The sequence below is a fragment of the Microbacterium sp. GQ128 genome (genome assembly GCF_059758615.1).
Genome location: NZ_JCAXDY010000002.1, coordinates 245,212 through 268,744 on the forward strand (window position 1 = coordinate 245,212; position 23,533 = coordinate 268,744).

General features: G+C 69.1%; 23 protein-coding genes. 10 read left to right on the forward strand and 13 right to left on the reverse strand.

From position 1 onward, the window contains the following. Positions 1-49: 49 nt before the first annotated feature. Genes mnhG through AC6CHX_RS07190 form a run of 6 tightly spaced genes read right to left on the reverse strand, consistent with a single transcriptional unit; the run spans position 50 to position 6,404 of the window. On the reverse strand, positions 50-439 hold the full coding sequence (mnhG, locus tag AC6CHX_RS07165) for a monovalent cation/H(+) antiporter subunit G (protein WP_136042618.1): 390 nt from the start codon (positions 437-439) through the stop codon (positions 50-52). Beyond that, positions 436-705 carry an MrpF/PhaF family protein gene (locus AC6CHX_RS07170; protein WP_498272239.1) on the reverse strand — a complete coding sequence of 90 codons (270 nt, stop codon included), beginning with the start codon at positions 703-705 and terminating at the stop codon, positions 436-438. Before AC6CHX_RS07170 ends, mnhG begins: the two co-directional genes overlap by 4 nt. Next, complete coding sequence (locus AC6CHX_RS07175; protein ID WP_136042616.1) at positions 702-1,292, reverse strand: Na+/H+ antiporter subunit E; 591 nt, start codon at positions 1,290-1,292, stop codon at positions 702-704. The genes AC6CHX_RS07170 and AC6CHX_RS07175 overlap by 4 nt, the downstream gene beginning before the upstream one ends. Further along, positions 1,289-2,842 carry a Na+/H+ antiporter subunit D gene (locus AC6CHX_RS07180; RefSeq protein WP_136042615.1) on the reverse strand — a complete coding sequence of 518 codons (1,554 nt, stop codon included), beginning with the start codon at positions 2,840-2,842 and terminating at the stop codon, positions 1,289-1,291. The genes AC6CHX_RS07175 and AC6CHX_RS07180 overlap by 4 nt, the downstream gene beginning before the upstream one ends. Next, the gene (locus tag AC6CHX_RS07185; RefSeq protein ID WP_498272240.1) at positions 2,839-3,438 is read right to left on the reverse strand and encodes a Na(+)/H(+) antiporter subunit C; all 600 of its coding nucleotides are present in this window, start codon (positions 3,436-3,438) and stop codon (positions 2,839-2,841) included. Before AC6CHX_RS07185 ends, AC6CHX_RS07180 begins: the two co-directional genes overlap by 4 nt. Then, positions 3,438-6,404 (reverse strand): Na+/H+ antiporter subunit A, encoded by a 2,967-nt coding sequence (locus AC6CHX_RS07190; RefSeq protein ID WP_498272241.1) that lies wholly within the window; start codon positions 6,402-6,404, stop codon positions 3,438-3,440. Before AC6CHX_RS07190 ends, AC6CHX_RS07185 begins: the two co-directional genes overlap by 1 nt. A 119-nt stretch (positions 6,405-6,523) precedes the next feature. Between AC6CHX_RS07190 and AC6CHX_RS07195 the strand changes: the two genes are divergently transcribed. Further along, a complete protein-coding gene (locus AC6CHX_RS07195) occupies positions 6,524-8,023 on the forward strand; it encodes a hypothetical protein (RefSeq protein WP_498272242.1) in 1,500 nt (499 codons plus the stop codon). A 31-nt stretch (positions 8,024-8,054) separates the two neighbouring features. On the opposite strand, the gene AC6CHX_RS07200 is transcribed toward AC6CHX_RS07195, so the two are convergent. Then, a complete protein-coding gene (locus tag AC6CHX_RS07200; RefSeq protein ID WP_498272243.1) occupies positions 8,055-9,113 on the reverse strand; it encodes a LacI family DNA-binding transcriptional regulator in 1,059 nt (352 codons plus the stop codon). Between the two features lie 60 nt (positions 9,114-9,173). On the opposite strand from AC6CHX_RS07200, the gene AC6CHX_RS07205 reads away from it, so the two are divergent. Further along, positions 9,174-10,412 carry an MFS transporter gene (locus AC6CHX_RS07205; RefSeq protein WP_498272244.1) on the forward strand — a complete coding sequence of 413 codons (1,239 nt, stop codon included), beginning with the start codon at positions 9,174-9,176 and terminating at the stop codon, positions 10,410-10,412. 6 nt (positions 10,413-10,418) lie between these two features. Here the strand turns inward: AC6CHX_RS07205 and AC6CHX_RS07210 are convergent, their stop codons facing one another. Together AC6CHX_RS07210 and AC6CHX_RS07215 are read right to left on the reverse strand one after the other, a co-directional pair. Further along, on the reverse strand, positions 10,419-11,069 hold the full coding sequence (locus AC6CHX_RS07210; RefSeq protein WP_498272245.1) for a response regulator: 651 nt from the start codon (positions 11,067-11,069) through the stop codon (positions 10,419-10,421). Continuing rightward, positions 11,066-12,262, reverse strand: a complete 1,197-nt coding sequence (locus AC6CHX_RS07215) for a sensor histidine kinase (RefSeq protein ID WP_498272246.1) — start codon at positions 12,260-12,262, stop codon at positions 11,066-11,068. The genes AC6CHX_RS07210 and AC6CHX_RS07215 overlap by 4 nt, the downstream gene beginning before the upstream one ends. Before the next feature lie 115 nt (positions 12,263-12,377). Between AC6CHX_RS07215 and AC6CHX_RS07220 the strand changes: the two genes are divergently transcribed. Continuing rightward, the gene (locus AC6CHX_RS07220) at positions 12,378-13,277 is read left to right on the forward strand and encodes a GAP family protein (RefSeq protein WP_498272247.1); all 900 of its coding nucleotides are present in this window, start codon (positions 12,378-12,380) and stop codon (positions 13,275-13,277) included. A 56-nt stretch (positions 13,278-13,333) separates the two neighbouring features. After that, positions 13,334-14,029: an endonuclease NucS gene (gene nucS / locus AC6CHX_RS07225; protein WP_376101827.1), complete on the forward strand. Its 696-nt coding sequence runs from the start codon at positions 13,334-13,336 to the stop codon at positions 14,027-14,029. A 10-nt stretch (positions 14,030-14,039) separates the two neighbouring features. On the opposite strand, the gene AC6CHX_RS07230 is transcribed toward nucS, so the two are convergent. Next, positions 14,040-14,375: a response regulator gene (locus tag AC6CHX_RS07230; RefSeq protein ID WP_498272248.1), complete on the reverse strand. Its 336-nt coding sequence runs from the start codon at positions 14,373-14,375 to the stop codon at positions 14,040-14,042. A gap of 142 nt (positions 14,376-14,517) precedes the next feature. Here AC6CHX_RS07230 and AC6CHX_RS07235 point away from each other — a divergent pair, with 142 nt between their 5' ends. Beyond that, positions 14,518-15,183, forward strand: coding sequence for an HAD hydrolase-like protein (locus AC6CHX_RS07235; RefSeq protein ID WP_498272249.1), 666 nt, complete (start codon positions 14,518-14,520; stop codon positions 15,181-15,183). Positions 15,184-15,319: 136 nt separating this feature from the next. Here the strand turns inward: AC6CHX_RS07235 and AC6CHX_RS07240 are convergent, their stop codons facing one another. Continuing rightward, positions 15,320-15,526, reverse strand: coding sequence for a cold-shock protein (locus AC6CHX_RS07240; protein ID WP_017203899.1), 207 nt, complete (start codon positions 15,524-15,526; stop codon positions 15,320-15,322). Positions 15,527-16,093: 567 nt separating this feature from the next. On the opposite strand from AC6CHX_RS07240, the gene AC6CHX_RS07245 reads away from it, so the two are divergent. Genes AC6CHX_RS07245 through AC6CHX_RS07255 form a run of 3 tightly spaced genes read left to right on the forward strand, consistent with a single transcriptional unit; the run spans position 16,094 to position 19,801 of the window. Then, entirely contained in the window at positions 16,094-16,918 is an 825-nt protein-coding gene (locus AC6CHX_RS07245) for a shikimate 5-dehydrogenase (RefSeq protein WP_275087530.1), read from the forward strand. A 32-nt stretch (positions 16,919-16,950) separates the two neighbouring features. Continuing rightward, a complete protein-coding gene (locus AC6CHX_RS07250) occupies positions 16,951-18,789 on the forward strand; it encodes a substrate-binding and vWA domain-containing protein (RefSeq protein WP_498272250.1) in 1,839 nt (612 codons plus the stop codon). A gap of 7 nt (positions 18,790-18,796) precedes the next feature. Then, entirely contained in the window at positions 18,797-19,801 is a 1,005-nt protein-coding gene (locus AC6CHX_RS07255) for a hypothetical protein (RefSeq protein ID WP_498272251.1), read from the forward strand. Between the two features lie 24 nt (positions 19,802-19,825). Here AC6CHX_RS07255 and AC6CHX_RS07260 read toward each other — a convergent pair whose 3' ends face one another. Further along, positions 19,826-20,263: an SRPBCC family protein gene (locus tag AC6CHX_RS07260; RefSeq protein ID WP_136042628.1), complete on the reverse strand. Its 438-nt coding sequence runs from the start codon at positions 20,261-20,263 to the stop codon at positions 19,826-19,828. A 144-nt stretch (positions 20,264-20,407) separates the two neighbouring features. Here AC6CHX_RS07260 and AC6CHX_RS07265 point away from each other — a divergent pair, with 144 nt between their 5' ends. Together AC6CHX_RS07265 and AC6CHX_RS07270 are read left to right on the forward strand one after the other, a co-directional pair. Then, positions 20,408-21,739: a cytochrome P450 gene (locus AC6CHX_RS07265; protein WP_498272252.1), complete on the forward strand. Its 1,332-nt coding sequence runs from the start codon at positions 20,408-20,410 to the stop codon at positions 21,737-21,739. 139 nt (positions 21,740-21,878) lie between these two features. Further along, complete coding sequence (locus AC6CHX_RS07270; RefSeq protein ID WP_498272253.1) at positions 21,879-23,063, forward strand: alcohol dehydrogenase catalytic domain-containing protein; 1,185 nt, start codon at positions 21,879-21,881, stop codon at positions 23,061-23,063. Positions 23,064-23,076: 13 nt separating this feature from the next. On the opposite strand, the gene AC6CHX_RS07275 is transcribed toward AC6CHX_RS07270, so the two are convergent. After that, positions 23,077-23,385 (reverse strand): hypothetical protein, encoded by a 309-nt coding sequence (locus AC6CHX_RS07275; RefSeq protein ID WP_498272254.1) that lies wholly within the window; start codon positions 23,383-23,385, stop codon positions 23,077-23,079. Positions 23,386-23,533: the final 148 nt, after the last annotated feature.

A 23,533-nucleotide genomic window follows, 5' to 3' on the forward strand; every position in this document is an offset into this window, starting at 1 on the left:
GCGCGATTGCCTGATCCCGCGCGGGTTCCGGATGCAGGAGTCGACGGAGTCAGCCGGCGGCGGGAGGAGTCTGCTTCGATTCGGCGAGCTCATCCACGACGAGACCGCGCTGTTCGATGGTGCCGTTGCGGTATGCCTGCCGCCCGACCATGTGCGCCGACAGCGGGGCGGTAGCGAACTGCATCAGCACGACGGGGGCGACGAGCACGAACCCCAGCAGGATCCCGCCGATCGACCGCTGCGACAGGGCGATCGCGATGCAGATCAGCAGCAGCCCGAGCACCTGCGGCTTGGTCGCCGCGTGCAGACGGGACGGCACGTCGCGGAAGTGCAGCAGCCCAACCGCGGCCGACAGGCACAGCAGCGCGCCGAGCAGGATGAGCACGAGCACGGCCACGTCGATGACGGGATCGGGGATCATGAAACCGAGGATGTTCATGAGGTCGTGTTGTCCCTTCTCGCGACGAACCGGGCGACGGATATCGAACCGAACACCCCGATCGCGGCGATGATGAGGAGCACGGGGATGTTGCGGGTATGCCCGTTGATGGCCATCTCCGCCCCGAGCACGCACATGACCTCGGTGAGGAGCACGTCGGAGGCGACGGCGCGGTCGAGGATCGACGGCCCGCGGACGACGCGGATCAGCGTGAGGATGGCGGCGATGCCGAAGACCACCATGATCAGCAGCAGCAGGATGTTCATCGGGCGCCTCCCGTCGATCCGGTCAGGCCGGCGCGCTGGTCGGCCTTGAGCGCACGGTACTGCGCGGGGTCGCCGAGAGCCCGCACGACCCGTCGCTCCCAGCGCAGAACTCCGGCGCGCTGCTTCTCGACGTCGTCGAGGTTCCTGACCCCGATCACGTGCAGGTAGAGGATGCGCCTGTCGCGATCGGTCTCGACCACCAGCGAGCCGGGGATGAGCGACGACACGACGGCGACGTGCGTCATGACCAGGTCGTCCGCGTAGCGCAGCGGCACCGCGATGATCGCCGTTCCCGGCTGGCGTCGGAAGTCGAACACCTGCACGGTCACCGAGATGGCTCCGCTGAGCACCGCGAACAGGAACTGCACCACGAACAGCGCGGCGTAGCCGATGTTGATGCGGCCGGAGAGCTCGACGGTCGGCAGCCGGAAGACGCGGGTCACGAAGATCGCGACGACGAGTCCGGTGAGGAAAGACAGCACGGTGAACTGCGCCCACAGCAGCATCCACAGCACGACGAGCCAGGCCAGGAAGGGCAGCTGCACCCGGATGTCACGCCAGAGGTGGCGTTTGGTCTGTCGTCTCATCCGCCCACCTCCTCTTGCAGCTGCACGAGGCTGACCGGCTGCAGCAGTGCGGCGCCGATGCGGTCGCAGAGCGCGTACAGAGGTCCGGCGAAGATCGTGAGCGAGACGGTGACCGCGACCATGCCCGCCGTGGCGACCGTCATGATCTTCGGGATGCGACGACGCTCCTGCTGCTCGTCGGCGGCCGGTGCGTTGCCGAGGTACGAGATGCGCCCCTCGGTCTCGGTGGAGTCCTCCTCCTCGCGCCAGAAGGCGAGGTTCCAGGCGCGCATGAGTGCGTACAGGGTCAGCAGCGAGGTGACGATGCCGCCGAAGATCAGCACGATCATGATCGGCGTGCCGACGGATGCTGCCGCTTCGAAGAGCGCGAACTTGCCGATGAATCCGGAGAAGGGCGGGAGCCCACCCAGGTTGATCGCGGGCACGAAGTAGAGCACGGCGATCACCGGTGCGACCTTGAGCAGCCCCTTGACCCGAAGGATCGATGTGCTGCCGGCTCGTCGTTCCACGAGTCCGACCGCGAGGAACAGGGTCGTCTGCACGACGATGTGGTGGACGATGTAGTACACGGTCGCCCCGATCGCGGCGGGGGTCGCTATCGCGAGGCCGAAGATCATGTACCCGACATGGCTCACGAGCGTGAACGACAGGATTCGTTTGAGCTCGGCCTGCGCGACCGCGCCCAGCACCCCGACGATCATGGTCGCGAGCGCGATGATCAGCAGCAGGGTGTCGATGCTGTTCGAGGCGAAGAGCTGGGTCTCGGTGCGGATGAGGGCGTAGACGCCGACCTTGGTCAGCAGGCCCGCGAACACCGCGGTGACCGGCGCGGGGGCGGTCGGATACGAGTCCGGCAGCCAGAACGACACCGGGAAGATCGCGGCCTTGATGCCGAACGCCACCACGAGCATCAGGTGCAGCACGAGCTGCGTCTCCTGCGGCAGCTCCGACATGCGTTCGGCGATCTGAGCCATGTTGACCGTGCCGAGCGCGCCGTAGATCATCGCGATCGAGGCCAGGAACAGGATCGACGACACCAGCGAGACCACGATGTAGACGGCGCCGGTTCGGATGCGGGACTCGGTGCTGCCGAGGGTGATGAGCACATACGAGGCGACGAGCAGGATCTCGAAGCCGACGTAGAGGTTGAACAGGTCGCCCGCGATGAACGCGTTGAAGATGCCCGCCGCGAGGATCAGGTACGAGGGGTTGAAGATCGAGATCGGGGTCTCGTCGGTCCCGTCTGCGGCTCCCTGGCCGATCGAGAAGAGGAGGACCGCGAGCAGCACGATGCTCGAGACGAGTACCAGGAGCGCCGCGAGCCGGTCGACGTAGAGCACGATGCCGAACGGCACCGGCCATCCGCCGACCGAGACCGCGAGCGGGTCTCCGGAGTCGACGACCACCAGGAGCACGGCGGCGATCACAGAGACCGCGGCGAGCGTGGCCACGGTGACGACGACCTGGAGGCGCGCGTTCCGGCCGAACACGAGCGTGATTGCGGCCCCGAGGAGCGGCAGAGCCACGAGGAGCGGAACGAGAGAGGTCACGGGCGGCCCTCCTCGTTCTCGTCGCGGTCGTGGGGTTCGTCGGGGGCGCTCGAATCACTCTCGGCGGGGCCCGACGAGTGTTCGTCTCCCCAGCCGGTGGGCGCATCGAACGGCGCATCGTCGTGGATGGCGGGGTGGTCGCGCATGTGCAGCACCGTGATCGGTGCGGTCTGCACGCCGACGAAGTCGGTGGTCGCCTCGTCCTCGTCGGTCTCGGACTCGTCGTCCATGAGGTCTTCGTCGGCGTCGGTGCGCTCGCGGAGCGCGATGTCGGCCTCGTCGTCCTCGACCGTGTCGGCCTGGCCGAGCTGCCAGGAGCGATAGATCAGGGCGAGGAGGAAGGCCGAGACCGCGAACGTGATCACGATGGCGGTCAGGGTGAGGGCCTGCGGGAGCGGGTCGCTCATCTCGCCCTCGGTGCCGAAGAACGGCGCATTGCCCGGAACGCCCATCACGATCAGCAGCAGCAGGTTCGTGGCGTTGCCGAGCAGGAGGAATCCGATCAGCACGCGGGTGAGGCTGCGCTCCAGCATCGCGTACACGCCGCACGCGAAGAGGATGGCCATGATGACGATCAGGGTGAGCGAGACATCCATCAGCTGCTCCCCCTTCCGCGCGAGAGGAAGCCTTCAGGGCCGGGGGTCGAGCGGAGTGCCGCCTGTCTGTCGACCTCGGCGCCGAGGCTGCGCAGCACGTCGAGGACGAGCCCGATCACGACGAGGTACACGCCCACATCGAAGATGGTCGAGGTGACGAACTCCATGTGCCCGATGCCGGGGATCTCCCACTCCCAGAACGTGCTCGTCAGCGGCGCGAGTCCGAAGAAGAGCGGGACGACGGCTGTGCCCACGGCGAGGATGAGGCCGGTTCCGAGAAGTCGGCCGGCATCCGTCGGGGCGGCGGCACCGAGCTCCCAGCGGCCTCCGGCGATGTAGCGCATGACCAGGGCCATGCCCGCGACGAGCCCGCCCGCGAAGCCGCCGCCCGGGAGGTTGTGTCCGGAGAACAGCAGGAAGATCGACACCACGATGATCGTGTGGAAGAGGATGCGGACGATGACCTCGAGCAGGATCGACCTGTTCTCGGGCTTCATCTTCTGGCCGCCGACGAGCCACGCCCGCGGGCTGCTCTCGTTCTCGGAGTTCTGGAACCGGATGCCCTCGGTCGTCTCGACGAGCGGGCGGCTGCGTGCGGCCTTGCGCGTCGCCTTCGGCAGGTTCTTGGTGGCGGCGAGCAGGTCGGCCCGGTGCGTGACGAACACCAGCGAGGCCACACCGGTCGCGGCGAGCACGAGCACCGACAGCTCGCCCATCGTGTCCCAGCCGCGAAGGTCGACCAGTGCCACGTTCACGACGTTCTTGCCGTGACCGATCTCGTAGGCGATCTGCGGGAAGACCTCCGAGATCGGATCCGCGATGCGGGACTGCGTGGCGACCACCGCGACGAAGGCCATCGTCACGCCGACGCCGATCGCGAGGAGGGCGCGGGGAACGCGTCCCACCGAGGCGTTGTGCTCGCCCATCCGTGCGGGCAGGCGGCGGAGCACCAGGGCGAAGGTGACCATGGTGACCGTCTCGACGAGGATCTGCGTGAGCGCCAGGTCGGGTGCGCCGCTCGTCGCGAACAGGACGACCATCCCGAGCCCCGTGACTGAGACGAGCACGACGCCCGTGTAGCGCTTCTGGGCCCGCACCGCGAAGACCCCGGCGATCGCCATGATCGGGGCGACCACGATCTGCGCCGGCGTGTGCCAGGCGGAGAGGTTGTACCGGTCGATGTCGCTGGCGATGAGCGCCGTGACCTCGGCGGCGACGAAGACCACGAAGATGGTGCCGACGTACACCGGCAGCGAGCCGCGCTGCGTGAGGGTCGTGCTGAGAACTGAGAGACGGTCGATGCCGCGCATGACCAGGTAGTACGCGTCGGCGGCGGTGAAGGGCAGGACGCGTGGTCGGCGATCCCAGCCCGTTCTGCGGGTGAGCAGGAACAGCCCGATGCCGAGCAGGATCGACAGGATCGAGATGCCCAGGGCCGGCTCGAGGCCGTGCCACAGCGCGAGATGCCCCGGTCCCTCGACGGCTTCGCCCGCGTGGTCGAGGCCGGGGGTCGCGGTGAGGGCGTATCCCTGCAGAGCAGTGTCGAGCGCAGGAGCCCCGATGCCCGCAGCAAGGGTGACACCCGCGAGGATGATCGGCGCCGACAGGAATCCGACCGGCGGATCGGGCCAGGCGGTGTCGGGCAGCTGGCCCTGGTCGTCGCGCTTCTTCCAGAAGGCTCCCCAGAGGAAGCGCGCGCCATATGCCGCGGTGAGCATAGAACCGAGCGCTACGCCGATCAGGGCCACCAGACCCCACGGGGAACCACCTTGGGCGTCGTCGAGCAGGGCCGTGAGCGTGGACTCCTTGGCGACGAACCCGATGGTCGGAGCGATACCGGCCATCGACGCCACAGAGATGAATGCCGCCGTCGCCATGACCGGCGCCTGCCGCCCGACGCCGGAGAGCTCGGTGATGTCACGGGTCGACAGCTGGCGGTCGATGACGCCGACGATCAGGAAGAGCGCCGACTTGAACAGGGCGTGCCCGATCACGAGCGCCAGTCCGGCGAGCGCCGCCGCCTGCGTGCCGTATCCGACCACGATCGCGAAGAAGCCGAGCTGGCTGACCGTGCCGAACGCGAGGATGCGCTTGAGGTCGGTCTCGCGGAGCGCCTGGATGCCGCCGATCAGCATCGTCAGGATGCCGAGCGTGATCACGATCGGACGCCAGGGAGCGCTGAAGGCGAAGATCGGAGCGAATCGCGCGATCAGATAGATGCCGGCCTTCACCATCGCCGCGGCGTGCAGATACGCGCTCACCGGAGTGGGCGCCGCCATCGCTCCGGGAAGCCAGAAGTGGAACGGGAACAGGGCCGACTTGCTGATCGCGCCGATCAGGAGCATGACGATCGCGGCATCCACCGCAGGACCGGTCGGTGCGATCTCGAGGATCTCCCGGATGCTGGACGTTCCGGTGTCGACCACGAGGATCACGACGCCGACGAACATCACGAGCCCGCCGAGCGTGGTCACGAGCAGGGCCTGCAGTGCCGCACGGCGGCTGGCCGCACGGCGGCGGTAGTGACCGATGAGGAGGTACGAGAGGATGCTCGTCACCTCCCAGAACATGACCAGCATGACGAGGTCGTCGGTGAGCACGAGGCCGTACATCGCCCCCGCGAAGCCGAGCAGCACCCCGGCGAACTGGCCCACGCCGGCCGAGTCCTCGTAGAAATACCACCGGCAGTAGAGGAGCACGAGGGCGCCGACGCCCGTGACGATCAGAGTGAGCACCCACCCGAGCACATCCATGTTCATGGACAGGTTCAGCCCGAGCTGCGGGATCCACTCGACCGACTCGAACGGGACCGGGCCGTCGAGCACCTGCGGCGTCATGACCAGCGCATGCACGAACGCGGCAGCCGGGACGAGGGCGGCGATGGCGAAGGCCTGAGCTCCGAGCCAGCGCACCAGAACGGGCATCAACAGCGACCCGAGCAGGAACACGGCGAGGAGCATCAGCATATACGCGGCTCCCTCGGGGGTCGTCGGCCTTGCGGCCAGGCGGGGGGTGTCATGAGTAGTTTACCCGGGCGAAGAGTCCGCCCGGCGCGCGGGTTGCACGATCGTGCGAGAGTGGTCGCATGCGGCGGGTCTGGGTGCGGGAGCTGGCCGGGTGGTCCGGCGCCCTCGGGCTCGCGCTGATCGCCGCCGCACAGGTCGCATCATACGCACGGTCGGGGCTGTTGTTCCGCGACGGGGATTCCCTGATCGTGGCCATGTTCGCGCGCTCCGTGCTTTCGGGCGAACCGATGGACTGGGCGATGTCGAGCGTGCTCTTCCTCCCCGAGTCCACGGTGTTCGCCGCGCTCGACGCGATCTTCCCGCTGGACGTGAACGCGCTGCTCGCGGTGAACGCCGTGATCAACGTGATCGCCCTGTACGGTGCCCTTCGGCTCGTGGCGGGTCGACGCAGAGAGGGCCGGGCACCCGTGGCATGGTCCCTAGTCGGACTCGCCGTGTTCTGCGTCATCGCCGTGACCGAGCTCTCGGCGTCCCGCGATGCTCTCGAGCTCGCCTCGCTGCAGCTCACGACCACCTACTACTCGGCGTCGGTGGTCGCCGTCGTGCTCTCCGTCGGGCTGGTGCGTCGAGTGCTCGATCGCGAGTCGATGAGCGTCGGTCTCCTTGCGGCTCTCGGCGTCACGGCAACGGTCTCGACCCTATCGAATCCGCTCTATGCAGCCTGGGCGACGGTGCCGATCACGGTGCTGCTCGCACTCCTGGCCATCCGATCACAGCGACGGTTCCGGTTGGCTCTGCTGCTCGCTGTGCTTCTGGCCGGCACAGCACTCGGCTTCGTCGGACGCATTCCACTTCAGGCATGGATCGCCAACACCGGTGCCGGCTACGCGCAGCCCGAGCGGTGGCCCGAGTCGATCGGCTACTACGCCGAGCTCGTCTCCGCCCGGCTGTCGACCCCACCGGGGGTGCTCGGCTGCCTGATCGTGCTCGCCCTTCTCGTGCTCGCAGTGGTCCGCACGGCACGCGCCTCGGACGAGGGTTCACGGTTGGTCGCCGCGCTCGCCTGGCTCATGCCCGCGCTCGTGGTGATCGGCGCGATCGCACTCGGCACCCACGCCGCCCGCTACCTGCAGCCGCTGGTGTTCGCTCCGGTCCTGGCCCTCGTCGCCATGCCGCGCACGGGATGGATGCCGCTCCGCCTTCGATCCGTGCTCGCGGCCGTCGTCGCGGTGCTGCTAGCGCTCGGCGGAATCCTGAGCATCCCCCGACTCGCTGCGGCCGCCGAAGGCGCCGACCCCGACCTCACCTGCGTCACCGACTGGGTGAACACCTCCGGGCGCACCGGAGCCGGCCAGTTCTGGACCGTCCGCCTGCCGAAGTTGCACCTCGACGACCCGGCGCAGCTCGTGCAGGTCGATCATGAGCTGCGCGGCTACGCCTGGCTGGTGAACCGTCGCGATTTCGACGTCGGCGAGGTGACGTTCCTCGTGGAGGATGCGCAGACCGTCCCGTGGAACCTGCCCGCACCGGCCATCCCCGACGAGGTGATCGACTGCGGCCGCTACCGCATCCTCGATCTCGGCGATACGGTGCTTCCGCTCGGACCGCAACGCAGCTGACCGCGGCTGCCGTCGCGTCCGAGGACGGCGCTCAGCGCGGCGCAGGGCCGGTGGTGCTGCCGGCGCGGAATCGGCAGGTGAGATGCTGCGTGATCCCCGGTTCCCCTCGCAGCATGCGGGCGACCTGCTCCCCCGCCGCACGGCCCTTCTCGACCGCCGGCTGCACGCTCGTCGTGAGGGTGAGGTCGCCGAGGCCGTCCAGTGCGATGCCATCGAAACCCGCGACCGAGAGGTCTTCCGGGACGCGGAGCCCCAGCTCCTCGGCCGCACGGATCACACCCACGGCCAACAGGTCGCTCTGCGCGAGCACCGCCGTCGGCCGGGTGTCGGGATCGGCGAGCAGCATGCGTCCGACCAGCACTCCCTCGTCGATGAGGCTGCCGGACGCCGAGATCGCGGGGGCGTCGGGGAACACCTCACGGGTGCCGGCCAGCCGGTGGACCGTGACGTCGACGGTCGCGTGCGCGAGGCGCTCCGGCGTGACCGCCGCACGTTCCCGGTCGCTGTCGAGCGGGAGCGTGACCAGCGCGACGTCGCGGTGGCCGAGGTCGCGCACGTGCTTCGCGATGTCAGCCGAGGCCGCCGCGTTGTCGAGCGTGATGCGCGGGATCGCCTCTCCGGCGTCGCCCTCGATCACGACGACCGGGAGTCCGCGGCCGACGACCACCTCGAGGGATGACCGGGTGCGTCCGGAGCAGCCGATCAGCACGACCGCGTCGACGGGGGCGTCGGCGATCGCCGTACCCTCCCCCGGTTCGTCGCGCATCAGCAGGATGCCGGCGCTGAGTTCGGCGAGTCCGTCGGTGAGGCCGTCCATCATGGCCGTCGTCACGGGATCCAGGAAGGCCGCGCGCAGGTGCCCTTCGAGGACGACGGCGACGATACCGCTGCGTCCGCGTCGCAGCGAGGCGGCGCGGGGGTCCGGTCCCGCGTAGCCGAGCTCGGCGGCCGCGGCCAGCACGCGCTCGCGGGTCGCGGGGGCCACCTTCGCCTTTCCGCTGAAGACGACCGAGGCGGTGGACGTCGCCACACCCGCCTCTCGTGCGACGTCGGCGATCGTGGGCCGACGCGGCGTCTCCTGACTGCTCATGCTTCGAGGATAGCTCCCTTCCGTTCCCGTCGGTCGAATCGATTCGATAGGCTGTCCGGCATGGAAGCAGCTCTGACCCGTTCGCAGTTCGTCCGCTGGCGTGCCGCGATCTTCGCCATCTTCCTGGCGAGCGGCCTCTCGATCGCGACCTGGGCGTCGCGCGTTCCGGGAATCAAACTGGCGCTCGAGCTGGACAACGCGCAGGTCGGGATGCTGCTGCTCGGCATGGGTGTCGCGTCGATCATCGGCATCTCGACGAGCCCGGCGGTGATGGCGCGCACCGGTGCCCGCCGCGGCATGCTGGCGGCGATGCTCATGTTCGCGATCGGCATCGCGCTCGTCGGCCTCGGCGCGACCGTGTTCGGCTCGGTGACCGTCGTCCTCATCGGCATGGCCCTGTTCGGATTCGGCAACGGCTGCGTCGACGTCATGATGAACGTCGAGGCCACCGCGATCGAGCAGCAGATGGGCCGCACGATCCTTCCCGTGTTCCACGCCTTCTTCAGCTTCGGAACCGTCATCGGTGCGGGGATCGGCGCCCTCGCCGCCCACCTCGCGATCGATGTCGCGACCCATGCGGTGTCCATGGGTGTGCTGATCGCCGTGATCGCCGTGGTCTGCTTCTTCCAGGTGCCGGTGCGCGAGGCCGCCCTCGACCCGGAGGACCACGTCAAGCCTCCGTTCCGCGAGCGGATGCACACCGCGCTGGAGGCCTGGCGTGAACCCCGCACCTACCTGCTGGGCACGGTGATGCTCGGGATGTCCTTCGCCGAGGGCGGCGCGAACGACTGGATCGCGCTCGGCACCGAGCAGGGTCATGGCTTCGCGGAGGGCACGGGAGCCGTTTCGCTCGCGGTGTTCTCCATCGGGATGACGACCGTGCGGCTGTTCGGCGGGCCCCTCGTCGACCGATTCGGGCGGGTCGCAGTGCTGCGCATCCTCGCCGTCGCCGCGGCGTCCGGGATCCTGCTCTTCATCCTCGCACCCACCTTCCCGCTCGTGCTGGTGGGAGCGGCACTGTGGGGGGTCGGCGCCTCGCTCGGGTTCCCGCTGGGCATGTCCGCCGCGGCGGACGACCCTGCCAAGGCCGCGGCCCGGGTGAGCGCGGCTGCCACGATCGGCTACATCTCGTTCCTCGGCGGCCCGCCCGTGCTCGGCGTCATCAGCGAGCACATCGGCCTGCTGAACACGCTGTTCATCCTGGTCGGCCTGGTCGTACTCTCCGGACTGTTCTCGGGTGCCGCCCGCCCGCTGCGGGAAGACGAGAAGACCGCCGCGGCGAGCGCCGAGCAGGGCTGAGCGCGCTCAATCCTCGCTGCCCCGCACGATCGCGGCCGCGTGCGACCTGCTGCGCGCGCCGAGCTTGGTGAGCACGTTCGACACGTGCGTCTTGACCGTCGGCACCGAGATACGCAGCCGCGCCGCGAGTTGCGCATTCGACCAGCCCTGCAGGATGCCGTCGAGGACTTCTCGTTCGCGAAGGGTCAGGTCGGCCCGCTCCGTCGCACCCGATACCGACTGCGGCACCTCAGCTCCTCCTTCTGCGACGGCGGCGAGCGCACGACGGGTCACCCGCGGATCCAGCGCCCCTTCTCCCGCGGCGACGGATCGCACCGCCTGGACGAGCGCGGGGGCATCGACCGTCTTGAGGAGGAAGCCGACCGCACCCGCGCGTATCGCCCCGAGGACGAGTTCATCCTCGTCGAAGCTGGTCAGCACGAGCACGTCGCCGAGTCCGCGTTCCACGATCTCCCGCGTGGCCGAGATGCCGTCCCGGCCGGGCATCCGCAGATCCATGAGCACCACGTCGGGTCGCAGCGCGGCCGCATTGCGCACGGCGACGTCGCCGTCCGCCGCCTCGCCGACCACGAGGATCCCGTGTGCCTCGAGCATGATGCGCAGCCCCGCCCGGATGGCGCCGTGGTCGTCGGCGAGCAGTACGGTCGGCGCGCTCACACCCGCACCTCGATGGGAAGTCGACCCTCGACCGACCACCCTTCCGCGTCGGGGCCGGCAGCGAAGAATCCGCCGAGCGCTCCCACGCGCTCCCGCAGCAGTTGCAGACCCCAGCCTTCTCCCCCGTGCGTGGCCGCCGCGCTGGCGACGCCTCCGCGGGAACGTACGCGCACCTGCAGTTCGGCGTTCCGCTCCTTGATCTCGACGTCGACGTCGGCGCCGCCCGCGTGCCGGATGCAGTTCGTCAGGGCTTCCCGCACGATGCGGACGACTGTCTGCTCTGCAGCAGCTCCGAGCTCGGGCGCATCCGGGGCGTCGAAGCGGACGACGAGCCCCGCGCGTTCGGCCTCTCGGACGATGCCCTCCAAGTCGGCCCAGCGCGGTGTGGGCACGAGGGCGCCGTCGCCGCGGCGGAGCACCGAGATCATCGACCGCAGGGCGCCGTGGGCATCCAGGCCTGCATCGCGCACGACCTGCAGTGCTTCCCGGTCCTTCGTCTGGTCGGGCGTCGTGGAGAGGGCGGCTTCCGCTCGGATCGCCATCGCCATCACGTGGCCGGCCACCACGTCGTGCAACTCGCGCGCCATGGTCTCGCGTTCGCGCTGCACCGCCTCGATCCGATCCCGTTCGGCCACAGCGGCGGCATCTTCTGCGCGCTGGCGGTGCAGTTCGGCGAGTTCCTGCGCCTGGGAGACGGCGACCGCCCACCAGTAGTCCGTGCCGAAGATCGCGCCGAATTGCACCCCGACGAGGAAGGCGACCGCGAAGGGCATGTCGGTGAAGAGCCAGGCGGCGACGAAGAGGATGACCGTCGAAGCGCTGAGGAGCACCAGCAGCACGCGACGACGACGCGGGCCGGAGAGGAAGACCGCCGTCCACAGCACGTCGAGCAGCACGACGACCGTCCCGATGCCGCCGACCGTGAGGAGGTCCGCGACGAAGAGAAGCGTCACGAGGCCGAGCACAGTCATCGGCAGGCGTCGCTTGGCGAGCGCGAGCCCACAGGCCGGAAGTGCGAAAGCGAGCGCCCACCACGGCGAGACCGGCCCCGACAGGAGGGAGAACGACCCCCATACGCCGCGGAATCCCAGCGCCGCCATCACGACGGCGAGCAGTGCCATCGCGACCGGGTCCGCCCACCAGCGGTGCCGGGAATACCAGGCTCCGGGTACGCCGTCGACCTGCTCGTGCATGACCTCATGCAACCACGGTGCGGTCGCCGTCGCATCCGTCGAAGGGATGAGCAGCCCACGACGAACGCTACTTTCGCCCGATCCGCGGTCACCCCGCCCGGGCGACGGTGGCACTATGGAACTATTCGGCGGCCTGCCGCTCCCCCTCTCCCTCGCGCTGCTGGCGCTGCTCGACGGCCTCAGCGTCGGCACACTGCTCATCCCGGTCTTCCTCCTGCTGCACCCCGGCCGCGTGCGCGCCGGACGCATCCTCCTCTACCTCGCGACGATCGCGGTGTTCTACCTCGTCGTCGGGCTTCTCTTTTTGTGGGGGCTGGTGAACCTCGTCGACGTGGCCGCGGACTTCCTGGCGTCTCCGGCGGGACTGATCGTCCGCCTCGTCGTCGGAGCCGCACTCCTCATCACCGCCTTGGTGATGCCGACGGGCGAGAAGCAGCCGAAGAGGGGCGCCGCTGCGCCCGAGGCTGCGCCCGTCGCGTCCGCGCCGCAGGTCTCGCCGTGGACGGGGATGCCCGTGCGTGACAACCCTGCTCCGGCGACGATGGCACCGCCCCCGACCCCGCCCCCTGCCGCTGCGGACCGGACCGGCGTGGCGGCAGCTCCCCGTCCCGGCCGCATCACGCGATGGCGTGAGCGCCTGCTCGATCCCCGCACCCGGGGCACGGCCGTGATGGCCGTCGCGATCGCCGCGGGGCTCGTGGAGATCGCCACGATGCTGCCGTACATCGTCGCGATGACGATGCTCGCGGATGCAGCGGTCGACACTCCTGTGCGGGTGCTGTCGCTGGCGGGATACTGCGCGCTGATGATCCTCCCTGCGATCGTGCTGCTCCTCCTCCGCATCGTGGCCGCTCCTCTCGTGCAGCGTCCGCTCGAGCGCTTCGCCGCCTGGATGGAGCGCACCGGCGCGGAGAGCACCGCCTGGATCATCGGCATCATCGGGTTCCTCATCGCCCGCTCCGCGGCCACCGAGCTCGGGCTCTTCGAGGCACTCGGGAACGTCCTCGGCAACTGATCGCCACGCGCCCCGGGGCGGCGAAGAACACCGCGGCGACGAAGTAGGCTCGACGGGTGCGTCTCGTCATCGCCCGCTGCTCGGTCGACTACACCGGTCGGCTCAATGCCCATCTCCCGCTCGCCACGCGTCTGCTCGTGCACAAGGGAGACGGGAGTCTGCTCGTGCACTCCGACGGCGGCAGCTACAAGCCGCTGAACTGGATGAGCCCGCCCTGCTCGCTGTCGAGCGAGGATCCTGGCGAGGAGGAGGCGAGCGCCGGCGTCGTCGAGGTCTGGCGCGTCACCCACAAGAAGACCGGCGATGCGCTGCGGGTGCAGATCTACGAGATCCTCCACGACACCTCCCACGAGTTGGGCATCGACCCCGGGCTGCAGAAGGACGGCGTCGAGGCCGACCTGCAGCGACTGCTCGCCGAACAGGTCGAGCGCATCTCGGAGGGTGCGACGCTCGTGCGCCGCGAATACCCGACGGCGATCGGGCCGGTCGACCTGCTCGTGCGGGACGCCGACGGCGCCGCGATCGCGGTGGAGATCAAGCGCCGCGGCGACATCGACGGCGTCGAACAGTTGACCCGGTACCTCGAGCTTCTCGGCCGCGACCCGCACCTCTCCCCCGTGCAGGGTGTGTTCGCCGCACAGGAGATCAAGCCCCAGGCCCGAGTGCTCGCCGAGGACCGCGGCATCCGGTGCCTCGTGCTCGACTACGACGACATGAAGGGCATCGAGTCGGGCATCCCCCGCCTGTTCTGAGACAGCTCCGTCAGCGCGCGGCGATGAGCCGCGGCGGCGGACCCTCCAGTCGCGCGATCGCGATCTTCACCTCGAAGATCTCGTTCTCCACGCGGTCGAGCCGCTTGTCGACGCGGTCGAACCGCGCCTCGAACTTCGCGTCCTGCGCATCGAACCGCGCCTCGAACTTCGCGTCCTGCGCCTCGAACCGCGCCTCGAACTTCGCGTCCTGCGCCTCGAACCGCGCGTCCACCTCCGCGAAGCGTGCGTCCATCCGAGTGACCATCCAGCCGAACCCGCTGACGATCGCGACCAGCGTCGCCGCTGCTGTCGCCAGCATCGTGATGACTTCCACTGACACGTACATGCCTCCATTCTCACCTGTGACTCCGCTCTTGTCACGACCTTATATGGGGACGAATAGTGCTTACATGAGGTGTGAAGAACCTTTTTCGGAGTACACCTGTGCAGGAGGATTGTGGGACCCGCCGGGCCCATAGGCTGGAAGCATGCCCCACTCCCCCTATTCCTGCGTGCTGTGGGACGTCGACGGCACGATCATCGATGCCTCCGTCGGCATCCTCCGACGCCTGAACGTCGCCCTCACCCACTTCGGCCGGCCGGCACCGACGCGCGAAGAGCTCGTCCACTGGATCGGGCCGCCCATGTTCCAGTCATTCCAGGACCAGGCGGGCATGACCCCCGAGGAGTCCCGCGAGGCGGTCACGTTCTACCGCACGCTGGGCAAGGCCGACGGTTACACCACCGACGTGGCCACATACCCCGGCGTCACGGACCTCATCCACGAGCTGGCGGCGGCGGGCATCCCGCAGGCGACGGCCAGCTCGAAGCCGGAGATCCAGGTCGACGCCCTCGTCGACCATTTCGGCCTCCGCCCGTCGTTCCTGACGACCGTCGGTGCGACACCTGATGAGGCGACGCTCGCTTCGAAGACCGACATCGTCGCCGAAGCGCTGCGTCGGCTCCGCGAGCTCGGCGCCGACACGTCACGGCCGGTGCTCATCGGCGACCGCCATCACGATGTCGAGGGCGGCAAGGCCAACGGCGTCCCCGTGATCTTCGTCGAGTGGGGCTTCAGCAACTCGCACGAGGGCGATGAGGCGGAGTTCCGCGTCACGACCGTGGCCGAGCTGCGCGCTCTCCTCCTCGGCTGACACCGGCTACGGCACCCGCGAGCACCTGACGCTCACCGTGCCTGCGCGCCGGAGCGGACCCGCCGGAAGCACAGAACTCCCCGCCGGATGACGCCGTCATGGCGCTCCGGTCGGGGAGTTCGTGTTCCCGCCCGTCTCAGACGGGGCGGATGTTCTCTGCCTGCAGGCCCTTGGGGCCCTGTGCCACATCGAACTCGACTCGCTGGTTCTCTTCGAGAGACCGGTAGCCGGATGACTGGATGGCGGAGTAGTGCGCGAAGACGTCAGCGCCTCCGTCGTCGGGGGAGATGAAGCCGAAGCCCTTCTCCGAGTTGAACCACTTGACCGTGCCCTGGGTGCTCATGTACTGCCTGTTCTGCTGATGAAGAAGCCGACGCAGGGATGCCCCGACATCGCTAACGCTAGTGGAGGAGCCCCCGAGCGGAATAGCCGCTGCAAGAAGGTAATCCAAATGTTGCACGAGCGGCACACGGCCGTCATCCGGGGGATTCAGCGGCGCACGAGCGGAAGGCGCCGAGGAAATGGTGTGGCCCTCACCGCGGGGGGAGCGATGAGGGCCGAAGACGACCGGAGGGTGCGTCAGAAACAGCCTAGCTCCTTTTCGGAGTGCTTGTCCCCCTTTTGGGGGACAAATCCGAAAATCACGGCGCGGGACGCGATAGCGACCCCCTCGAGCAGCCCATTGGGGACTGAGCTACTCGAGGAGGCCCAATCGCGTGCACGGATCGTCTTGCCCCTGGGGTGGGCGGTTCGTCTCCTGGGGAGAGACGAAGACGATCGATCCCCGTGTGCACGCACCTTCACCCTAGGGGAGGACGCGCGGTCCCGTCACGGGCCTCGCCCGGGCGAGTCCCGACCGGGCGCCGGCGCCGATCCGCGCAGGGAAACGATGCGAAGGTAGCCTGATGCGGTGACGCTGCTCAACAAGGACATGACGCTCTGCATCTCGCTGTCGGCGCGTCCGAGCAACAACGGGACGCGATTCCACAACCACCTCTACGAGGCGCTCGGGCTCAACTGGATCTACAAGGCCTTCGCCCCGACCGACCTCGCCCAGGCCATCGCCGGCGTGCGCGGACTCGGCATCCGCGGCTGCGCGATCTCCATGCCGTACAAGGAAGAGGTGATCGCGCTGGTCGACCGGATGGACCCCTCGGCGAGCGCGATCGATTCGGTCAACACGATCGTGAACGATGCGGGCGTGCTCACGGCGTACAACACCGACTACTCCGCGATCGCGCAGCTGATCGCGCGCAACGAGCTCGACCCCGCGGCCTCCGTGCTGCTGCGCGGCTCCGGCGGGATGGCCAAGGCGACCGCAGCCGCCTTCCGCGACGCCGGCTTCACCGATGTCACCATCGTCGCCAGGAACGAGTCGAACGGACGCGCGCTTGCCGGTCTGTACGGGTTCCGCTGGAGCGCGGACGTGTTCGATTCGACGGCGGACATCCTCGTCAACGTCACCCCGATCGGGATGGCCGGGGGCTCGGAGGAGCAGTCGCTGTCGTTCTCTGAGGCGGCGATCGCCGCGGCATCCGTCGTCTTCGACGTCGTCGCACTACCCGCCGAGACACCGCTGATCGCCGCGGGTCGCGCCGCCGGCAAGATCGTGATCACCGGCGCCGAAGTCGCGACCCTGCAGGCGCTCGAGCAGTTCGTGCTCTACACCGGCATCCGCCCGAGTGCGGAGCAGGTGCAGGCGGCCGAGGAGTTCATGCGCGCCGGAACGGCGTGATCGGGAGCCCGATACATCGGTACCCTTGGCGCATGAGCGCGCCTCGCACCGCACGAAGGACCACCATCCGGCGAACACCTGTCGCCCTCGCGACGGCGGCGATCGTCGCGCTGGTGCTGGCAGCCTGCACCGGCGGGGGAGAAGAGCCCACCCCCGACGGCAGCCAGGGCTTTCCCGACGACGGCTGCACGCACATCACCGTGGCGACCTCGTCGGAGAAGGTCAACATGCTCGATGAGCTGGCCACCGCGTTCAAAGACTCCCCGGAGCACGAGAAGCTCGACACCTGCGCCACCGTGCGGCCCACCAACGTCTCGTCCGGCAATGCCGCCCGCTACCTGACATCCGGCGAGGACTGGCCGAGCGACGACCGCGCCCTGTGGCCGACCCTGTGGTCGCCCGCCTCCACGGTCTGGACCGACCGCGTCGCGGCAGCCGCCTCGCAGAACCTCGTCGGCACGCCCGCATCCTTCACGCGCACACCCGTCGTGTTCGGGATGCCCGAGCCGATGGCCAAGGCGCTCGGCTGGCCGGACAAGCCGATCAGCATCACCGACCTGGAGGGCCTGTGCCAGGACCCCGACGGCTGGGGGAGCGTGGGGAAGGACATCTGGGGCGCTTTCAAGATCTCAAAGACGAACCCGAACACCTCGACCACAGGGCTGTCGACCATCCTGATGCAGTCGTACGAGGCGTCGGGCAAGGCGGAGGGGCTGACGTCGGCGGATGTGGATGCCGCGGCCGACTTCTCCCGCGTGTTCGAGGAGTGCGTGATCCACTACGGCGACACCACCGGCAACGTGCTGTCGACCCTGTACGACGAGACGCAGAACGGCGCCAACGGCTCGGCCTACGTCTCGGCGGTCGCGCTCGAGGAGACCTCGCTGCTCAACTACAACAAGGGCAACCCCGACTCGCACACCGTGCAGCCGGGAGAGACCCTGGTCCCGCCGAAGACCAAGCTGGTCGCGGTGTACCCCGCGGGCGGCTCGATGTGGTCGGACAACCCCGTCACCGTGCTCGGCGCCGACTGGGTGACGCCCGAGCAGCGCACAGCAGGTGAGGCCTTCGCCGCCTTCCTCCAGACCGAGGCCGCGCAGAAGATCCTCCCCGAGTACGGCTTCCGTCCGCTCGACGAATCCGTCCCGCTGGGCGACCTGTTCACGGCGAACTTCGGCGTCGATCCCGCACAACCCACCGTCACGCTGCCGAAGCCCGAAGTCGACGTGATCTCCACCGCGATCGACCAGTGGACGCAGGTGCGCAAACCCTCGTCGGTGCTCGAGCTCATCGACATCTCCGGCTCGATGGACGAGCCGATCGGCGACGGCCGCTCCCGGCTCGACGGGGCGATCCAGGGCGCCCAGACGACGCTCGACCACTTCCGCTCCACCGACGAGGTCGGCGTCTGGGCATTCACCACCGGTGTCTCCTCCGACGAGGGCGAGCACATCCAGGTGCTCCGCGGTGTGACCCCGCTGGGCGCCGACGGCGAGAAGCTCGACTCCTCCCTCGACGACCTCCGCTACGCCGAGCGCAACGGCACGCCGCTGTACGACGCGGTGCTCACCGCGTACGAGGCCATGAGCGAGCGGGCCGAGCCGGGACGGATCAACGCGATCGTGGTGCTCTCGGACGGTGAGGACACCGACTCCACGACATCGCTCGACTCGCTGATCGCCAAGATCGGCAAGAGCACGAAGGAGGGCGGCACCGACGCCCCGGTGCGCATCTTCCCGATCGCATACAGCTCAGCGGCCGACACCTCGGTGCTGCAGCGGATCGCCGATGCCACGGGCGGCCAGATGTTCGACGCTTCGGACGCCGAGCGCATCGACCTCGTCTTCGCCTCCGTGATCAACAACTTCTGAGGTGGGAATGATCAGCTCCACGGCATCCGACCCGAGCGGGGTCACCGACGCGATCGCCGCGCTGCAATCCGGTGATGTCTACGTCGCACCCGGCGTGCAGGGGCAGTCGGCGATGACCGATGCTCTGCTGGCCACCGTGCCGGGAGACCGGACGATCGCCGTCGTGGTGCTTCCGGAGGATGCCGACCTGGGCACGGTCTACCCCCTGGAACTGCTCGATCGGCTCAGCGAGCGGGTTCCGCAGACCACCGTCGTCCTCGCCGTGGGCGACGACGTGCAGGCGAGCTCTACCGTGATCGACAGCAACGACGTGCTGCGGATCGCCAACGAGAACGAGGCCGCGGCGGGCGGCGACACCCAGACCGCGCTCGTCGAGACCGTGCAGCAGATCGTCGAAGAGGCTCCGTCTTCTCCGGGTGTGGAAGCCGGGGGAGGGACCGACTGGCTGCTGCCTGTGGTGATCGGCGGGGCGGTCCTGCTCGCGGCCGGCGGCACGGCGATCGGACTGCTCGCCCGTCGCCGTCGCGCGCCGAAGACCGCGGCGGATCCGGTTCCTCCCGGCATCCGACTGCGGGTGGACCGGCTGCGCGAGCTGCGGGTCGACTACGCGAACCTGCCGAACAACCCGGTGGCGGCGGAGACGGCCGCAGGCATCGATGCGCTCGCCTCCCACGTCGAGCAGCTCTTCGTGCGACTCGACGCCAAGGCGGAGTCCGACCAGGTCGCGCTGGCCGAGGCGGAGTACTCGGACAAGCTCGCCCGCCTGGTCGCCGCACTCGAGCGCGACTATCTGCTCGATCTGCTCACGCGGCCGGACCTGTGGGATGCCCCGGAGGAGCGGATCGCCGAGGTGCGCGAGGCGCTGGCGGCCGTGACCACCCAGATCGTCGACAACATCAAGCAGGTCAACGCCCGCAAGGGGCTGCTCTTCCAGGTGTCGCTCGACTCGCTCATCGGACGCTCCGAGCTGCGCGACTGGGAGCGTCAGTTCAAGAAGAACTCGGGGGAGTGAGCTCCGAGCGTCACTCAGACCGACTCAACCGGCCCCGGCCTCGGCGAGGTACGCCAACCGGTGCAGCGTCTCGGCGTTGCGCCACCGCAGCATCGGTGTCGTGATCAGAGCCGGGACGAAGGTGGCAGGCCCCTTCACCGGCTCCTCGTCGATGCGCACCTGACAGCCCGAGGGAATCGTGCGCGCGCGGATCGTGACCCGCGCCTCGCCGACCGGCCAACCGCGAGCGCGCAGGACGGCCCGGTGCGGCGGGTTCCATTCCTCGACCCAGGTCGTGTCGTCCAGGAGGGCGGGCCAGACGCCGAAGGAGTGATGCAGGCGGGCACCGGGATCGGGCCAGGTGTCGTCCACATCCCGCATCCGGGAGGCGCCCACCACCCATCCCGGATAGAGCCAGCCGTTGGCGAGCACTCGGAACACATCATCCGGTGTGCACGCCATGTCGCGGGTGTTCGTCGCCATCATGCCTCCATTCGTGCACCATCCTGTGCCGGAGGATGTCGTGGGGCGAGGTGCTTGACAACCGCCCCGGCGCGGGCGCTAGCACACTCGGTCGCGGTCGACAGCCCCCTGGAATGCCCGGGTGCCGCCTGTCATGGTCGACCCATGCTCCCCAGATCAGCCAAGCCCGCGTCGAACCCGCCGACCTCGATCATTCGGGACGACTCCCTCTCGCTCCTCACCCGCGGCTACGACTTCGGCGAGCGCATCTGGCGTCGCGCGCGACCCGGCGCCCGTTCCGCGCCGATGCGCCTGCTCGGCGACGAAGCCGCCCTCGTGCGCGGAGTCGAAGGCGTGGAGCTGTTCTACGACGAGACCCGCATCGCCCGCCACGGCGCCATGCCGGCGATCGTGCAGGAGACGCTGTTCGGCCACGGCTCGGTGCACAGCCTCGATGGAGCCGCGCATCGGCACCGCAAGGCGACGTTCGTGGAGGTCGCCTACGAGGACGCGCAGGTCGAGCGCCTCACTCCGTGGCTCGAGCGGGAATGGCAATCGGAGCGCGAGGCCTGGCTCGACGGCGGCACGCGCAGCGCGTACGACGCAGCGGTCGGTGCGCTCGGTCGCGCCATCATGGGCTGGGCGGGCCTTCCCGGAACGCCGGCCGCCAAGACACGGTGGGCGGCACGGCTCGCGCAGATCGTCGACGGCTTCGGCGTCCCCCACTCTCCCGAGTTCGTCGCCGCGGCCGTCAACCGGCTGTGGTCCGATCGGCACTCGATGCATCTCATCGAGGCCGTCCGCGCCGGGTCGCTGCCCGCCAAGGACGGCACGGCGCTCGCGCTGTGGGCGTCGCACCGTGGCCCTGACGGCACGCTCCTGCCGGCGCGACTCGCCGGCGTCGAGCTGCAGAACAGCATCCGACCCATGATCGCGGCTGCGCGGTTCGTCGCCTTCGCGGCGAAGGAGCTGCATGACCGGCCGGAGTGGCGGGAGCGAATCGCCGCCGAGACCGAGGAGCGCGGCGTGCTCGTCGGGGGAGAGCTGGCGACCCTGTTCGCCCAGGAGGTCCGTCGGACGGGACTCTTCGTGCCGATGCTGCCCGGTCGGGCGCTCGTGGACATCGAGATCGGTGATGTGAAGGTTCCCGCTGGCGGGCGCGTGGTGCTCGACATCCTCGGCACGAACACAGACCAGCAGTCCTGGGCGCATCCGAACCGCTTCGCCCCGGAGCGGTTCACCGGGGTCGGCGACTACGAGGACGTGCGGACGTTCATCCCGCAGGGCGGGGCGGATGTCGCGACCGGGCATCGCTGCCCGGGGGAGAAGCTCGTGATCGCCGGGCTCGCCGGTGCGATCGCGGTGCTGAGCGATCCGCGGCTGCGCGTGCTCGACTCCGGGCTCGACGTGAATCGACGACGACTGCCGACCAAGCCGGCATCCGGCGGCAGGGTTCGCGCGGCGTCCGGCTCCGGACGGAGCTGCCCGTTCCACTGATCGGCCCTTCCCACTGAGCGACGACTCCGCTGATCGGCGACGCCGCACGATCGCGCGCGCCTGTCAACCGGGTGGGCGGGTCGCCCGGCGACGACGACCCTGGACAGGACGACAGCATCCGACGATACGGAGGACGATCATGAAGGCACTCACCTGGCAGGGCAAGCGGAGCGTGACGGTCGAGGAGGTCGCTGATCCGGTCATCCAAGAACCCACGGACGCCATCATCCGTGTCACATCCTCGGCGATCTGCGGATCGGACCTGCACCTGTACGAGCTTCTCGGGCCCTTCCTCGACCGCGGAGACATCCTCGGTCACGAACCCATGGGAGTCGTCGTCGAGGTCGGCGCGGGCGTCACGACCCTCTCGGTCGGCGACCGCGTGGTGATCCCCTTCAACATCGCCTGCGGCGAGTGCTTCCTCTGCCGCCGCGGACTGCAGTCGCAGTGCGAGACCACGCAGGTGCGGGAGTACGGCAGCGGCGCGGCACTGTTCGGTTACACCAAGCTCTATGGGCAGGTTCCGGGCGGGCAAGCCGAGTATCTGCGGGTGCCCCTCGCGGATTACAACCACATCCCGGTCGGGCCCGACCTGCCCGACGAGCGCTACCTGTTCCTCAGCGACATCCTTCCCACGGCCTGGCAGGGCGTCGAGTACGCGCAGGTGCCGGAGGGCGGCACGCTCGCCGTGATGGGCCTCGGACCGGTCGGACAGTTCGTGTCGCGCGTCGGGCGGCATCGCGGGTACCGGGTGCTCGCGGTCGATCCGGTGCCGGAGCGTCGGGCGATGGCGGAGCGGCACGGCATCGAGACGTTCGACCTGACGGACTCCGTCGTCGAAGAGCTGCGGGATCTGACCGAGGGGCGCGGTGCCGACTCGGTGGTGGATGCCGTGGGACTCGAGGCGCACGGCAACTCGGGAGTCGAGTTCATGCAGAAGGCGGTCGGACTACTGCCCGATCCCGCCGCACGCCAGGTTCTCGACAAGGCCGGGGTCGACCGGCTCGCCGCCGTCTACGCCTCGATCGATATCGTGCGCCGCGGCGGAACGGTGTCGCTGAGCGGTGTGTATGCCGGGGACGCCGACATCATGCCGATGAAGACCCTCTTCGACAAGCAGATCACGCTGCGGATGGGGCAGTGCAATGTGAAGAACTGGGTCGACGACCTGCTGCCGCTCGTGGAGGACGCTTCCGATCCGCTCGGCGTCATGGACCTGACCACCCATCACGCGCCCCTCGACGACGCACCCGACCTCTACCGCACGTTCCAGCAGAAGGAGGACAACTGCATCAAGGTCGTCCTGCATCCGTCGACCGTGTGAGGGCGGAGGGGGCTCAGGCGCGACTGCCCGGGTCCCCGTCGTCGCGGTTCGCCGCGTCGACGTCGGCGCGGCGGGTGCCGATGCCCGGTTCGTCGTTGTGAGTGGATTCGTCGGGGATGGACGCGCTCGATCCGGGTTCCACTCCGACGGTCTCGGCGGCGCCGGAGTCGGCACCGGCTCCGCCGGCCGGAACCTGCCCCGCGGTATCGGTGCCTTCACCCGTGCGCTCAGCGAGATGCTCGGCGATCCGCGCATCCGCATCGGCGTCGGCCGCGGATCGGACGTTCTCCGGGCGCTCGCCCTGGTCCTCGATACCGCTCATCGCACACTTCTCCGCGCACTCGCGAGGGTCTCTGGAATCGACATGCTGCGTCCTTTCGTCGGAGAGACAAGGGTGGGTCGGATGCCGGAGCGCCGCAGGACCGTTGACACCGCCGCCAGGGCGGGGTAACCGGGTTCGAGCGTGAGCA

Excerpts from the sequence above, each read along its gene's own strand:
- AC6CHX_RS07230 (WP_498272248.1), bottom strand. The coding sequence starts at position 14,375 with ATGTACGTGTCAGTGGAAGTCATCACGATGCTGGCGACAGCAGCGGCG.
- AC6CHX_RS07260 (WP_136042628.1), bottom strand. The coding sequence starts at position 20,263 with ATGGCGACGAACACCCGCGACATGGCGTGCACACCGGATGATGTGTTC.
- AC6CHX_RS07250 (WP_498272250.1), top strand. The coding sequence starts at position 16,951 with ATGAGCGCGCCTCGCACCGCACGAAGGACCACCATCCGGCGAACACCT.
- AC6CHX_RS07170 (WP_498272239.1), bottom strand. The coding sequence starts at position 705 with ATGAACATCCTGCTGCTGCTGATCATGGTGGTCTTCGGCATCGCCGCC.
- AC6CHX_RS07205 (WP_498272244.1), top strand. The coding sequence starts at position 9,174 with ATGGAAGCAGCTCTGACCCGTTCGCAGTTCGTCCGCTGGCGTGCCGCG.
- AC6CHX_RS07175 (WP_136042616.1), bottom strand. The coding sequence starts at position 1,292 with ATGAGACGACAGACCAAACGCCACCTCTGGCGTGACATCCGGGTGCAG.
- AC6CHX_RS07270 (WP_498272253.1), top strand. The coding sequence starts at position 21,879 with ATGAAGGCACTCACCTGGCAGGGCAAGCGGAGCGTGACGGTCGAGGAG.
- AC6CHX_RS07235 (WP_498272249.1), top strand. The coding sequence starts at position 14,518 with ATGCCCCACTCCCCCTATTCCTGCGTGCTGTGGGACGTCGACGGCACG.
- AC6CHX_RS07190 (WP_498272241.1), bottom strand. The coding sequence starts at position 6,404 with ATGCTGATGCTCCTCGCCGTGTTCCTGCTCGGGTCGCTGTTGATGCCC.
- mnhG (WP_136042618.1), bottom strand. The coding sequence starts at position 439 with ATGAACATCCTCGGTTTCATGATCCCCGATCCCGTCATCGACGTGGCC.
- AC6CHX_RS07200 (WP_498272243.1), bottom strand. The coding sequence starts at position 9,113 with ATGAGCAGTCAGGAGACGCCGCGTCGGCCCACGATCGCCGACGTCGCA.
- AC6CHX_RS07240 (WP_017203899.1), bottom strand. The coding sequence starts at position 15,526 with ATGAGCACCCAGGGCACGGTCAAGTGGTTCAACTCGGAGAAGGGCTTC.
- AC6CHX_RS07195 (WP_498272242.1), top strand. The coding sequence starts at position 6,524 with ATGCGGCGGGTCTGGGTGCGGGAGCTGGCCGGGTGGTCCGGCGCCCTC.
- AC6CHX_RS07185 (WP_498272240.1), bottom strand. The coding sequence starts at position 3,438 with ATGGATGTCTCGCTCACCCTGATCGTCATCATGGCCATCCTCTTCGCG.
- AC6CHX_RS07220 (WP_498272247.1), top strand. The coding sequence starts at position 12,378 with ATGGAACTATTCGGCGGCCTGCCGCTCCCCCTCTCCCTCGCGCTGCTG.
- AC6CHX_RS07265 (WP_498272252.1), top strand. The coding sequence starts at position 20,408 with ATGCTCCCCAGATCAGCCAAGCCCGCGTCGAACCCGCCGACCTCGATC.
- AC6CHX_RS07275 (WP_498272254.1), bottom strand. The coding sequence starts at position 23,385 with ATGAGCGGTATCGAGGACCAGGGCGAGCGCCCGGAGAACGTCCGATCC.
- AC6CHX_RS07255 (WP_498272251.1), top strand. The coding sequence starts at position 18,797 with ATGATCAGCTCCACGGCATCCGACCCGAGCGGGGTCACCGACGCGATC.
- AC6CHX_RS07215 (WP_498272246.1), bottom strand. The coding sequence starts at position 12,262 with ATGCACGAGCAGGTCGACGGCGTACCCGGAGCCTGGTATTCCCGGCAC.